Here is a 13,633-nt window from a genome sequence, read left to right as displayed (position 1 = left end):
AGACCTGACTGCCGGCCGCCGAAAGCCGGACGAGCCCCTGGAGTGAGTGGTGCCATGACTGATCTGACGACGCCTGCCCGAGCCGAAGGGCAAGACGGGCACCTCCAAAACGGGCACCTCTCCTCGAAGCGGCCTGCGATCTCCTTCGAGTTCTTTCCGCCCAAGACGGAAGAGATGGAGCGCAATCTCTGGGAGACCATCAACCGGCTCGCCCCGCTCGACCCGAAATTCGTCTCCGTGACCTATGGGGCCGGCGGCTCGACCCGCGAGCGCACCCATTCGACCATCACCCGCATCCTCAAAGAGACCGCGCTGCTGCCGGCCGCGCATTTGACCTGCGTCGGCGCCTCGCGCGGGGAGATCGATGAGATCGTCGACCGCTATCACGAGGTCGGCGTCCGCCACATCGTCGGCCTGCGCGGCGATCCCGCCGGCGGCATCGGCACGCCCTATTCCAGCCATCCCGACGGCTACCAGAGCTCAGCCGACCTCGTTGCGGGCATCAAGAAGCGGCACGGCGACATCGAAGTGTCCGTGTCCGCCTATCCCGAGAAGCACCCTGAAGCGCGCGACTTCGACGCCGACATCGACACGCTGAAGGCCAAGGTCGATGCGGGTGCGACGCGCGCGATCACGCAGGTGTTCTTCGATAACGACCTCTACTTCCGCTATCTCGACCGCGTCCGTGCCCGAGGCATCGACATCCCGATCGTGCCCGGCATCATGCCCATGCACAATTTCAAGCAGGCCCGCAATTTCGTCACCCGCGCCGGCACCTCCGTGCCGGATTGGCTGGCGGAGAAATTCGACGGCCTCGACGACGACGCCGAGACCCGCAAGCTGGTGGCCGCGACGGTTGCCGCCGGCCAGGTGCAGAAGCTGGCGAAGCGCGGCGTCGACACCTTCCACTTCTACACCATGAACCGCGCCGATCTCGTGTTCGCGATCAGCCATTTGCTCGGCATCCGCGCCAAGAGCGCGCAGAAGGCGGCTTAAGATAAAATGACCACTCCCGTTTCTCCCAAGCGAACTGCCCTGCTCAATGCCGCCCGCGAGCGCATCCTTGTGCTCGACGGCGCCATGGGCACGATGATCCAGAACCTCCAGTTCGACGAGGCCGCCTTCCGCGGCGAGCGCTTCAAGAATTTTCATCGCGACCTGCGCGGCAACAACGATCTGTTGATCTTGACCCAGCCGCAGGCGATCGAGGACATCCACGCCGCCTATTTGCGTGCCGGCGCCGACATCGTCGCGACCAACACCTTCTCGACGACCTCGATCGCGCAGGCCGATTACGACCTCACCGACATCGTCTACGAGATGGCGCGCGAAGGCGCCCGCCTCGCCGGCAATGCCGCTCGTCGCGTCGAGACCGAGGACGGCAAGCCGCGCTTCGTTGCCGGTGCCATCGGCCCGACCAACCGCACCGCCTCGATCTCGCCCGACGTGTCCAACCCCGGCTACCGGGCCGTCACGTTCGACGATTTGCGCAAATCCTATGGCGAGCAGATCAACGGCATGCTCGACGGCGGTGTCGATCTGCTGCTGGTCGAGACCATCTTCGACACGCTGAACGCCAAGGCGGCGCTCTATGCGATCGCCGAAATCACCGAGGAGCGCGGCATCGACGTGCCCGTGATGGTGTCGGGCACCATCACCGACAAATCCGGCCGCCTGCTGTCGGGCCAGATGCCGGAAGCGTTCTGGAATTCGGTGCGGCACGCAAAACCCGTCACCATCGGCTTCAACTGCGCCCTCGGCGCGGAAGATCTGCGCGCGCATATCGCCGATATCGGCCGCGTCGCCGACACGCTGGTGTGTGCCTATCCGAATGCCGGCCTGCCCAACGAATTCGGCCAGTACGACGAGACCCCGGAGTACATGGCCCGCCTGGTCGGCGAGTTCGCGCGCGATGGCCTGGTCAACATCGTCGGCGGCTGCTGCGGCACCACGCCGGACCATATCGCGGCGATTGCGGCGGCCGTCGCCCCGCACAAGCCGCGCATTGTGCCGGAAATCGAGCCGCGCCTGCGCCTCTCCGGCCTCGAGCCGTTCATCCTGACGGACGCCATCCCGTTCGTGAACGTCGGCGAGCGCACCAACGTCACCGGCTCCGCTCGCTTCCGCAAGCTGATCACCGCCGGCGACTACACCGCCGCGCTGCAGGTCGCCCGCGACCAGGTCGAGAACGGCGCGCAGATCATCGACGTCAACATGGACGAAGGGCTTCTGGATTCGGAAGCCGCGATGGTGACCTTCCTCAACCTCGTCGCCGCCGAGCCCGACATCGCCCGCGTCCCCGTGATGGTCGATTCCTCGAAATTCTCGGTGATCGAGGCCGGCCTGAAATGCGTGCAGGGCAAGCCGGTCGTCAATTCGATCTCGATGAAGGAAGGCGAGGAGAAGTTCATTCACGAGGCCAAGATCGCCCGGCGCCATGGCGCAGCCGTGGTGGTGATGGCGTTCGACGAGGTCGGCCAGGCCGATACGTTCGCGCGCAAGACCGAGATCTGCAAGCGCGCCTATGACATCCTGGTGGACCGCGTCGGTTTCCCGCCGGAAGACATCATCTTCGATCCGAATATTTTCGCGATCGCGACCGGCATCGAGGAGCACAACAATTACGGCGTCGACTTCATCGAAGCGACGCGCTGGATCCGCCAGAACCTGCCGCACGCGCATATTTCCGGCGGCGTCTCCAATCTGTCGTTCTCGTTCCGCGGCAACGAGCCGGTGCGCGAGGCGATGCACTCGGTGTTCCTGTATCACGCCATCAAGGCGGGCATGGACATGGGCATCGTCAATGCCGGGCAGATGATCGTCTATGATGACATCGATGCCGAGCTGCGCCAGGTGTGCGAGGACGTCATCCTCAATCGCGACCCCGGCGCGTCCGAGCGTCTGCTCGCACTTGCGGAGAAATTCCGTGGCAACAAGACCCAGACCAAGGAAGCCGATCTCGCCTGGCGCGAATGGCCGGTGGCGAAGCGGCTGTCGCATTCGCTGGTGCATGGGATCACCGAGTTCATCGAAGTGGATACCGAGGAGGCCCGCAAGGCATCCAAGCGTCCGCTCGACGTGATCGAAGGACCGCTGATGGCCGGCATGAACGTGGTCGGCGACCTCTTCGGCGACGGCAAGATGTTCCTGCCGCAGGTGGTGAAGTCCGCGCGCGTGATGAAGCAGGCGGTGGCGTGGCTGATGCCGTTCATGGAGGAAGAGAAGGCGCGCAACCTAGCCAACGGCATCGGCACCGAAGGCTCCTCTTCCGCCGGCAAGATCGTGCTCGCGACCGTCAAGGGCGACGTCCACGACATCGGCAAGAACATCGTCGGCATCGTGCTCCAGTGCAACAATTTCGAGGTCATCGACCTCGGCGTGATGGTGCCGGCAGCCAAGATCGTCGAGACCGTGAAGGCGGAGAAGGCTGACATCGTCGGGCTATCAGGCCTGATCACGCCCTCACTCGACGAGATGGCGTTCTTCGCCGGTGAATTGCAGCGCGAAGGTTTGAAGCTGCCGCTCTTGATCGGCGGCGCCACCACGAGCCGCGTGCACACGGCGGTCAAGATCGACCCGAGCTATCGCGCCGGTCCCGTCGTCCACGTCAACGACGCCAGCCGTGCCGTCGGCGTCGCCTCCTCGCTGCTGAGCCCTGAGAAGCGCGAGGCCTACGCCGCCGAGGTGCGCGCCGAATACGCCAAAATCTCGGACGCGCATCTGCGCGCGCAGGCCGACAAGAAGCGCCTGAAGCTCGCGGCCGCGCGCGCCAACCGCGTGCCGGTCGACTTTGCCAAGAACAAGCCGGTGAAGCCGACCTTCTTGGGCATCCGCAGCTTTGACGATTACGATCTCGCCGAGCTCGTGCCCTATATCGACTGGACGCCCTTCTTCCAGACCTGGGAGCTTGCCGGCCGCTTCCCCGCCATCCTTGACGATTCCAAGGTCGGCGAAGTCGCACGCTCGCTCTACGACGACGCGCGCAAGATGCTCGATCTGATCGTCAAGGAAAAGTGGTTCCGGGCGCGCGCCACCGTCGGCTTCTGGCCGGCGAATGCGCAAGGCGATGACGTCGTGCTTTACGCCGACGAAAGCCGGACCAAGCAGATCGCGACGCTGCACACGCTGCGCCAGCAGCTCGAGAAGCGCGAGGGCCGGTTCAACGCCGCACTCGCCGACTTCGTCGCGCCTGCGGGCGTGCCCGACTATGTCGGCGGCTTCGTCGTCACGGCCGGCATCGGCGAGGACGTGGTCGCCGACCGCTTCAAGATGGCCAATGACGACTACTCCTCGATCCTGTGCAAGGCCTTGGCCGATCGTCTCGCCGAAGCCTTCGCCGAACGCATGCATGCCCGCGCGCGCCGCGAGTTCTGGGCCTACGCGCCGGACGAAGCACTCTCCTGCGACGATCTGATCCTCGAAAAGTACCAGGGCATCCGTCCAGCGCCGGGCTATCCCGCGCAACCCGATCACACCGAGAAGGCGACGCTGTTCGAGCTGCTCGACGCGGAAGCGACTGCCGGCGTGAAGCTGACCGAGAGCTTTGCGATGTGGCCGGGCTCTTCCGTGTCCGGGCTCTATTTCGCGAACCCCGAGAGCTATTATTTCGGCGTCGGCAAGATCGAGCGTGACCAGGTCGAGGACTATGCCGCACGCAAGGGAATGACGGTGGCGGAAACCGAGCGCTGGCTCGCGCCGGTGCTGAACTACATCCCGTCGCAGCAGACCGACAAGGCCTTCGTGGCAACGCCCGCGAACGACGAGACGTCGAAGGACCTCGCCTCGCATCCGCCCGGCTGCACCTGCGCGGTGCATCTCGTCTGGCAGAAGAAGCGCGCGGGGGCGGGGTAGGCCCGCCTTCGCTTCCCAAGACTAAAAAGTGAAAAACAACCCCATGCACAGTAGAGGTGGGGTTGAAAGGGTTGAGGAATTTCGGTCTTACCGAAACGACTTGCTCCGTCGGGCAAAGCACCGGTAATATTCCATCATCGCCTGCCGTGCCGATGGATGCCACACGCGCGTCCCCATCCTTCCCTGGAGGGGGATTTCGCATGCAGCGAACCAGGAATGCGGACCGAGGTGGGTGACGGTCTCTCCGCGCGAACACTACCCGTGTTGAGAGGTCACCCCACCCCGCTCGCGCTTCGCGCGATCGACCCTCCCCCTCCAGGGGAGGGTAGAGACCTCGCTCCTTCGGCGGCGCCGGCGGCTGCACGATCTCCCTGGACGGCGCCTGCGCCTCGCAACAACCGACAGTGCGCGACGCAAAGAGCGGCCTGCTCCTTTCTGACACACCACCAGGACGAGTCGCGGTCCGGAATTCGGCTCACCGGCAATTTCGCGCAGGAACCGGGCGGTGTGAACTCGTTCACTTGTCCGCTCAACCTTGATTCGCTACTCTATCGGTCTACTACCTTCAAACCGATGGTTTGCTTGGGATCGAGCATATGAACCAGTTCATTGCACTGTTCGTCGCCGCGATCGCCCTTGTCGTGCTGCCCACGATTGCCGCGGCTGACTGCCCGAAAGGCTACGTGCCATGCGGCGAACGAAACCAGTTGTGCTGCCCGCGAAAGTAGCAAGCCGCAAATGGCTCTGGCTTGGTAGCCTCGTCTTTGTCGCGATCGGCCTGGTGATGGTTGCAGCCTGGGTCGGCTTCCCGCGAAAGAAACACACGATCACGGCCATCCTCTCCGAGACCGGATATTTCGAGGTGGTCCCGCCGAGCACGTTCGGCGGTCCCGGCACCATCAACACGATCGAATATCTGAGCGATGGCCGGCTGGAGCTGCATCCGACCTGCGATATCGACCCCACGCTGCTGGCCGACAAGATCCGGAAATCACCGACGGTGGACCGGGACCTGAAGCAGTCGCTCGAGAAGAATCTCGACGTGTCCGCGCAGGTCAGGGACAAGCTGTCGGCGGTCGCCGGAATGCAGCAAGTTGATTCAATTCACCTCAAGCTCGAGAACGCCAACATTCTCCTGATTTCCGACGAGTCGCTGATATCGACCCGCAATGCGTTGCTGAAGGCCGAATGCGAGGACGCGATCGCCCTGAACCTTTCGAGCGGCGGAGTGGTCTGCCAGACGCGGTCCGTGCTGGAAGCCGACGTCGTCTACGAGATCAAATATCACAACACGATTTCGATGGAGGAGCGGGCCAAGCTGACATCCGAGATCGCGGCGAAGCTCGAACTGGACGCACACCAGGGATCGGACGACAAGGTGTCCGGCTCTCAATTGTTCTTTGGCATAAGACTGTCGCCGAATCCGATCGTGCTGAAGTCCGCAGCGGGTGAGATCAAGCCCTGCAACAGGAGATAGGACGGCGCGCTTTCACCCCTTCGGCGGGGCCAGCGGCTGCACGATCTCCCCGAACGGTGCCAGCGCCTCGCAGCGTTCGGCGTGTGCCGACAGCGCCGGATAGCGCGACGGCTCGAACAGTTGCGGATGCGCTTCGCGGGTGAAGCGAACGACGCAGGCAACCGCAATGTCGGCGTGGCCGATCTGGCCGCCCAGCCAATACGGCGTCGTTACCCCGGCGCGTTCGGCTTCGAGCACTTTCAGCACGTCGGTGATCTGCGCCTGGCAGCGCTCGACCCACAGCGCAAGCTGCTCCTTCCGCAGCACGCGCTCATAGAGCAGGCTGACCGCCTTGTCGCCGAGGCCGGTGGCGAGTGCGCAGATCCGCAGGTGCTTCCGCCGCTCGGCGCCGCCGCGCGGCAGCATCGCCTTCTCAGGCCCGACGAGCTCATCGAGATAATCGAGAATGATCGTGCTCTCGATCAGCGCCTCGCCGTCGTCGAGCACCAGCGTGGGCACGCGCCGCAGCGGATTGTACGGCGCGATCTTGTCGGCGTCGCCGAAGGTGGACCATGGCCGGTGCTCAAAGGCGAGGCCGTAGAGCCGCAGCGCGATCGCGACACGGCGGACGAAGGGAGAATCGTATTGGCCAATCAGGAACATGGTTCTCGCTCACTAGTCAGTGCCGGGGCTCGAAGCCGGCCATTCACCTTCTTCACAAGGCTATTATCGAACGACACAGCCAGCGAGCGGTGCCCAACGGCAACAGCTACACATTTTCGTCTCGGCACCGCCTCAACTCCAGCTTGCCGAACAAATTGTCGCATGGTTCATTCCGCGGACCCAGAGGGAAGCCAAATGAATCGGCGGGCATTGAGAGCGGCAGCGGTCGGCCTGGCTCTTACGGCGATCGTGCCCGACGTCACGTCAGCAGCCGATCTGCCGATGAAGGCGCCGCCCAAACCTACCGACTTCAATCCGTTCTGGGCCGAGGCCGACTACCTTGCCTGGAGCGTGACGGGCGACAAGCTGCCGGCGCTGGTGACCACGAGCCCGGTCGGCACGCCGCTGGGAGTTGTCGGCGTGCTCGGCCAGCCCACGACGACCGTGCTGTTCGGCAATTCCAGTGTGAACAACGACTGGCGTTCGGGCGGGCGCATCACCGCCGGCTACTGGTTCGATCCGCAGCGCAGCCGCGGCATCGAAGCCTCGTTCTTCGGGCTGGAGAATCTCTCGACCGGATTTGCGACCGACACCAATGCCAATCCGATCCTGGCACGGCCCTTCACCAATGCGCTGACGGGATTTCCCGACGCGCTGATCGCGGGATTTCCGGGGCTGGCCACCGGCAGCGCCAGCGCGAGCGAAACCTCGCGCCTGCTCGGCGCCGGCGCGCTCTATCGCTGGGATCTCGGCGCGTGGAGCGGACAGCGCGTCAGCGCGCTGGTTGGCTATCGCTATCTGCGGTCGACCGACACGCTGACGATCTCCAATACCGCGACCATTCTTGCCTTCGGCACCTTCAGCCCCACCGACAATTTCAAGGCGTCGAGCAATTTCCACGGCCTCGATCTCGGCCTTACCGGCGACTGGCGCAATGGCCCGTGGTCGCTGGAGTGGCGCGGCAAGGTGGCGCTCGGCGCCAATCTCAACAGTGCCGACATTTCGGGCTCGACCGCCTCGACCGTGGCCGGCGTCACCACGACGGCCCCCGGCGGCTTCCTCGCGCTGTCGAGCAATATAGGCCATTACGACCAAACCCGCTTCGCCGTGGTGCCGGAGCTGTCGTTGAAGGCGGGATATCAGGTTGCGCCCGGCTGGCGCCTGATCGCCGGCTACGACGTGATGTACTGGACCGGCGTACAGCGCGCCGGCGGGCTGATCGACACCACCGTCAATCCGAACCTCGCGCCACCGCCGGCCGGCGGCGGGCCGAACCGGCCCGCGCCGGTGCTCAACACGACGAACCTGCTTGCGCAGGGGTTCAGCTTTGGCGTGCGGTATAATTATTGAGGGCGCGTAGCCCGGCATTACTCAATGATCGGCACATGCCTCGCCGCCGTCGGCGATGCCGTTCCATCGAGGCGCGGATCATCGGCCACCTCGATCTGGCGACGGAACGCACGAAATCCCGAGCGCTGATAGAACGCAACGGCGGACGGATGATCAAAGGTGCAGGTGTGCACCCAGAAGCGGCGCAGATCGCGCGACCATGCGAGCTCCAGCGCGCGGTTCATCAGGCAGCGAGCAGCGCCCGTCCCGATCAATCCGGCGGTGACACCGAAATAGACCAGCTCGCACTGGCCGGCCTCGCGAAAGTCCAGCTCGAGCAGGCCTTCATCGCGACCGTCCACGACCAGGGCATGGACCTCGACGCCCGGCGCGTGGACGATTGCGGCAAGCTCCCCGTCATTCAGGCGCGCACGCGAGAACCACAGCCACTCCTCGCCGACGCGGCGATGGAGATCGCGATACCAGTGAAGCGCGGGCGCGTCGACCTTGCGCAAGGTCCAACTGCCTGGAGGATCGTCGCGGCGCGCGGGAGGTGCGGTCATCTCCAGATGGGTGACGACCGCGGCGATCTTGCCGGCGGGGATGTCGGAATAGCCGTCGGGGATGATCATGGGTGGCCTCTCAGAAAGACATGGCGAACAGCTCGCTTGCGGCCCATCCTTCGAGACGCCCGCCTACGGCGGGCCCTCAGGATGACGGCGCATTTCGCGGCGAGATATCAGACCCTCATGGTGAGGAGCCCGCCTAAGCGGGCGTCTCGAACCATGCAGGCCGCGCTCTTCCGGCACTCTCCAGCCAACAAATCGATCATCGCGGCGTCAAAATGATCGCTTCCGCGGTCGCGGCTTCGACGGCCGGGCGGCTGTAGAGCAGCGGGACATATTGGCCCGTCGCCCAGAGCGGCGCGAGGTCGCGATAATGGGCGCTGAAGGGATCGCCGGATTGGCCGGGCGTGTTGATGGTGCGGCTCGCATCCCAATTGCCGACATCGAGCACCATGCGGAACGATGCGCCGGCGAACAGCTGGTAATCGGCGCGGCGGTAGGTGGCCGCGCGCGGCACATTGGCGGCACCGCCATAGGCGAGCGGGCCGACCGAGAGCTGCGCGGCGGTGGCCTTGTCGGCGAGCGGCATCAAGGCATGGTCGAATTTCGCGACATGCAGCCGGCCCCAGCGCCAGGTCGAGGCATCCGGCCCGAGCTTGCCCGCGACGTCGGCCACCGCGGCGCCGAGGCTGTCGCGCAGGATCTGGTCGCGCGCGGCAGCGGGATCGGAGCCGAACGACGCATCCGGAGATTCCAGATAGGCGACCAGCGCCGAAATGCTCGACGCCTCCGGCGCGATCAGATCGGCGGCCTTGGGCGCGGTGGTCTTCAGCAGCCTTGGGCCGAGATGATTGGCGATCCAGACCTCGAACACGGCAGCCGCCGCGCTGTCGGCGGCATCCCGCGCGTCCCATGGCTTGAGCAGCTCGAGACCCTTCTTCACATTGGGATCGTCGGAGGTGAGTGGCTGCAACAGCTTGACGAGGCGCCGCCCGAGCATCGCGGTGTCGTCGTTCTGTAAATCCATGGCGTCGGCGAGCGTCACCTTGCTGTTGGCCGCGAGCACCTCGGTGATGCGCTGCCAGCGCGCGCTGTCGGACCATTCGAAGCCGACCTTGCGTTCGGCTATCGGGTAATCGGCCGGCAGGTTCATCTGGTTGGCGGTGGCGAGAAAGCCCTGCTTGGGCTGATAGGCCTTCGGCAATTCGTCGAGCGAGAGAAAACCCTGCCACTCATAGCGGCCGTCGCCGGGCACCGGCATCAGGCCGTCGAAGTTGGCGCGCCGCGGCGTCTTGCCGGCGGCGACCCAGCCGATATTGCCGCGGGTGTCGGCATAGACCTGGTTCTCCGACGGCGCGCCCCAGCGCCGCATGGCGGCGAGGAAGCCGCTCCAGTCCTTCGCGGTCATGTAGTCGGACGAGCCGAAATAGGCGGAGGTGCCGGGCTCGAACCAGATCGAGCGGACCGCAAAGGCGCGCTTGTTCGCATCGTCGACGAAGACGACGGGACCGTGGCGGGTGAACTTTAGCTCGAGGTCGCGATCGGCCTCACCCTTGACCTGCTCGGTCTCGTGCACGATGCGCATGTCTTCCCAGCCATTGCCGTAGCGGTACTGGTTGGGGTTTTTCGGATTGAGCTCGTAGACGTAAAGGTCTTCCTGGTCGACGTTGAAGATGGTGAGGCCGAACGCAATGGTGCCGTTGTGGCCGATCGAGATGCCGGGCAGCGCCGGCTCGCCGGCGCCGATCACGGAGAGGCCCGGCGCATTGAGGCCGACGATGTAGCGCAGCGAGGGCACGCTGTGCTCGCGATGCGGATCGTTGGCGAGGATCGGGCGGCCCGTCGCGGTGCGCGATGCCGCGATCACCCAATTGTTGGAGCCAATGGTGTCGCGCTGCTGGTCGGCCTCGGTGAGGTATTTGTCGGGATCGTGGGTGAGTGCGGCCTGCTTGTCCTTCGGTGCCGCGAAGGCCACCGGGCGCGTCGCGAGATCGTAGGCCGCGAGCACGGCCTTGGGCACGCTGCAGGGGTCGAGACCATCGGGGACTTTCGTGGTCCATGCCGGTTCGAGCTTGACGCGAAAACGATCGGCATCGAGGCCGGCCGCGCAGGCGACCAGCGAGCGCTTGACCTCGGAGGCGACATTGCGCGTCAGGCCGTGGCTGCGGATGCGGACGACGTCATCCGCCGTCCACGGATCAGGCATGGTGCCGGCGATCCTGAACTCGATCGGCAGCGGACGTTTTCCTGCGCGCACGTCGGCGACATAGGCATTGACGCCTGCGACAAACGCGTCCGCATAGGTCTTCGCCTTGGGACCGTAGGCCGCCCACTCCGCGTTCATGTCGCCGCGATAGAGGAACAGCCGCAGCGCCTTGTCCTGCTCGGCATAGGCCGGGCCGAAATCCTTTGCGAGCAGGCCGAGGCCGCGCTTGCGCCAGAGATCGATCTGCCAGAGCCGGTCGCGCGCGGCGTTGAAACCTTGCAGGAAGAACAGGTCGTGCTCGTTGCCGGCATAGATGTGCGGGATGCCCCAGACGTCGACCAGGATCTGCGCGGGGGCGTCGAGGCCGGCGACGTCGGTCTTGAGCTGCCGCGCACTTCCGAGCGGGTTCGGCTTGTCGCGCGCGATGGCTGTCGAGGTGAGCAGCGCGGCGCAGATCATGGCGCCGCAGAGTTTTTGGATGACCCGGTTGAGATCCGTGTTCATTGTCTTCTCCCGTTGTTGTTATTTTGTGTGCGATACCGTCTGAGGCCCCTAGCCCGGATTACGCAGCGCTCCCTCTCGAAATCCGCCTATCCCTCTCCCTCGTCGCTCGCGAGCACGCCCTTCACCGCACGCGCCCAGCCGGCGAGCTTCCGCTCGCGCGTCGCCTGGCTCATGTTCGGCTTGAAGCGGTGCTCGAGGCGCCAATTGTCGGCGAACTTTGTCGGCTCGGGATAGACGCCCGCCTGGAGGCCGGCGAGATAGGCCGCGCCCAACGCCGTGGTCTCCTGGATCACGGGGCGATCGACCGGGGCGTCCAAGAGATCGGCGAGGCGCTGCATGGTCCAGTCGGAGGCGGTCATGCCGCCGTCGACGCGCAGCACGACGCTCGCGACTTCCGAGCTCGGCCAGTCCGCGCGCATCGCGGCCCAGAGGTCGAAGGTCTGGTAACACACGCTTTCCAGCGCGGCGTGCGCGAGCTCGGCCGGGCCGGTGTTGCGGGTGAGGCCGAACAGCGCGCCGCGCACGCGCGGATTCCAGTAGGGCGCGCCCATGCCGACGAAGGCCGGGACCAGATAGACGCTCTGCATGGAATCGGACTGATCGGCGAGAGGCCCGGTCTCGGCGGCGTGCTTGATGATGCCGAGGCCGTCGCGCAGCCACTGCACCGCCGAGCCTGCGACGAAGATCGAGCCTTCGAGCGCGTAGGTGCGCTTGCCGTCGAGCTGATAGGCGACGGTGGTGAGCAGCTTGTTCTTGGAGACGACCGGCGTGGTGCCGGTGTTGAGAAGGGCAAAACAGCCGGTGCCGTAGGTCGACTTCATCATGCCCGGGCGGAAGCAGGCCTGGCCGATGGTCGCGGCCTGCTGGTCGCCCGCGATGCCGGAGATCGCGATCGCGCCGCCGAACAGGTCCGGCGTGCTCTCGCCGAAGCGGGCGGAGGAATCCTTCACCTCGGGCAGCATCGAGCGCGGCACGCCGATGATCTCCAGCAGCTCGTCGTCCCACTGGCCGGTGTGGATGTTGAACAGCAGCGTGCGCGAGGCGTTGGTGGCGTCGGTGGCGTGCACCTTGCCGCCGGTGAGGCGCCAGAGCAGATAGCAATCGACGGTGCCGAACATCAGCTCGCCGCGCGCGGCACGCGCCCGTGCGCCGGGGACGTGGTCCAGGATCCAGGCGACCTTGGTGCCGGAGAAATAGGGATCGATGATCAGGCCGGTCTTCTGCGAGATCACGGGCTCGCGGCCGTCGGCCTTGAGTTTCGCGCAGATGTCGGCGGTGCGGCGATCCTGCCAGACGATGGCACGGTGCACGGCCTGGCCCGTGGCGCGGTCCCACACCACGGTGGTCTCGCGCTGGTTGGTGATGCCGATCGCGGCGATGTCCTTTGCGGTGATGCCGGCCTGCTCGATCGCGTCGCGGCAAACCATGACGGTCGAGGTCCAGATGTCCTCCGGCTCGTGCTCGACCCAGCCCGAGGCCGGAAAATGCTGCGGAAACTCCTGCTGCGCGCGGGCGGCAATCGAGATGTCACTGCGAAAGACGATGGCGCGCGACGAGGTGGTGCCCTGGTCGATGGCGAGGACGAAAGACATGGAAGCTTACCCTGGCGTTTCCCTGAGAGGGGATCATTGTGTCGCGCCAAAGGGAGCGGATTAGGGCGGCAAGGTCAAGATTGGATCAACGCGCGCGGCTCCCCTTCCTTCTCCCCTTGCGGGAGAAGGTGGCGCGAAGCGCCGGATGAGGGGTATGCTTCAGCGAATTCAGCGGTAAGAGGGTTGCACATGGAGAGAAACCCCTCACCCGTCTCGCCGCTACGCGGCGAGCCACCCTCTCCCACAAGGGGCCTGTTGCGTAATTCGTCAATTGTGATTCCCTAGGGCTAAGCCTTGGAGGGTAGCGATGGCGGTCAAGCGGACGGGACAGCCGAGCTTTGTGGAAGCGCTGATGCCGAAGGGGGCTGGCGCCAATGCGGCGCTGGATCGGCTGGCTGGCCTGGTCAAGTGGTACCGGTTCGAGAAGCTGATCGGCCATTTGCGGGATGAAGGGAGCCCCGGTCGA

At 65.2% G+C, this 13,633-nt stretch carries 8 protein-coding genes and 1 pseudogene; 5 read left to right on the top strand and 4 right to left on the bottom strand.

Annotated elements, in window-relative coordinates; all coding sequences use genetic code 11:
- Window positions 1-54 precede the first annotated feature (54 nt).
- The 3 genes from metF (at window position 55) to IVB46_RS15005 (ending at window position 6,328) form a co-directional block, all read left to right on the top strand.
- Window positions 55-996, top strand: a complete 942-nt coding sequence (gene metF, locus IVB46_RS15015; RefSeq protein ID WP_166345253.1) for a methylenetetrahydrofolate reductase [NAD(P)H] — start codon at window positions 55-57, stop codon at window positions 994-996.
- A 6-nt stretch (window positions 997-1,002) separates the two neighbouring features.
- Complete coding sequence (gene metH / locus IVB46_RS15010) at window positions 1,003-4,851, top strand: methionine synthase (RefSeq protein WP_247302176.1); 3,849 nt, start codon at window positions 1,003-1,005, stop codon at window positions 4,849-4,851.
- A gap of 688 nt (window positions 4,852-5,539) precedes the next feature.
- Window positions 5,540-6,328 (top strand): hypothetical protein, encoded by a 789-nt coding sequence (locus IVB46_RS15005; protein ID WP_247302175.1) that lies wholly within the window; start codon window positions 5,540-5,542, stop codon window positions 6,326-6,328.
- A 12-nt stretch (window positions 6,329-6,340) separates the two neighbouring features.
- On the opposite strand, the gene IVB46_RS15000 is transcribed toward IVB46_RS15005, so the two are convergent.
- Complete coding sequence (locus IVB46_RS15000) at window positions 6,341-6,970, bottom strand: glutathione S-transferase family protein (protein WP_247302174.1); 630 nt, start codon at window positions 6,968-6,970, stop codon at window positions 6,341-6,343.
- A 195-nt stretch (window positions 6,971-7,165) separates the two neighbouring features.
- On the opposite strand from IVB46_RS15000, the gene IVB46_RS14995 reads away from it, so the two are divergent.
- Window positions 7,166-8,320 (top strand): BBP7 family outer membrane beta-barrel protein, encoded by a 1,155-nt coding sequence (locus IVB46_RS14995; protein ID WP_247302173.1) that lies wholly within the window; start codon window positions 7,166-7,168, stop codon window positions 8,318-8,320.
- Window positions 8,321-8,337: 17 nt separating this feature from the next.
- On the opposite strand, the gene IVB46_RS14990 is transcribed toward IVB46_RS14995, so the two are convergent.
- The 3 genes from IVB46_RS14990 to glpK form a co-directional block, all read right to left on the bottom strand.
- Window positions 8,338-8,931, bottom strand: coding sequence for a GNAT family N-acetyltransferase (locus IVB46_RS14990; RefSeq protein ID WP_247343050.1), 594 nt, complete (start codon window positions 8,929-8,931; stop codon window positions 8,338-8,340).
- A gap of 196 nt (window positions 8,932-9,127) precedes the next feature.
- The gene (locus tag IVB46_RS14985) at window positions 9,128-11,575 is read right to left on the bottom strand and encodes a penicillin acylase family protein (protein WP_247302171.1); all 2,448 of its coding nucleotides are present in this window, start codon (window positions 11,573-11,575) and stop codon (window positions 9,128-9,130) included.
- 86 nt (window positions 11,576-11,661) lie between these two features.
- On the bottom strand, window positions 11,662-13,167 hold the full coding sequence (glpK, locus tag IVB46_RS14980; RefSeq protein ID WP_247302170.1) for a glycerol kinase GlpK: 1,506 nt from the start codon (window positions 13,165-13,167) through the stop codon (window positions 11,662-11,664).
- Window positions 13,168-13,474: 307 nt separating this feature from the next.
- On the opposite strand from glpK, the pseudogene IVB46_RS14975 reads away from it, so the two are divergent.
- A pseudogene (locus IVB46_RS14975) lies at window positions 13,475-13,633 on the top strand (IS5/IS1182 family transposase); the annotation flags it as partial.

It is taken from the genome of Bradyrhizobium sp. 61, assembly GCF_023073075.1.
GTDB lineage: Bacteria > Pseudomonadota > Alphaproteobacteria > Rhizobiales > Xanthobacteraceae > Bradyrhizobium > Bradyrhizobium barranii.
The sequence above is the reverse complement of the archived record's forward strand: the minus strand, read 5'-3'. Positions and strand labels throughout refer to the sequence as shown.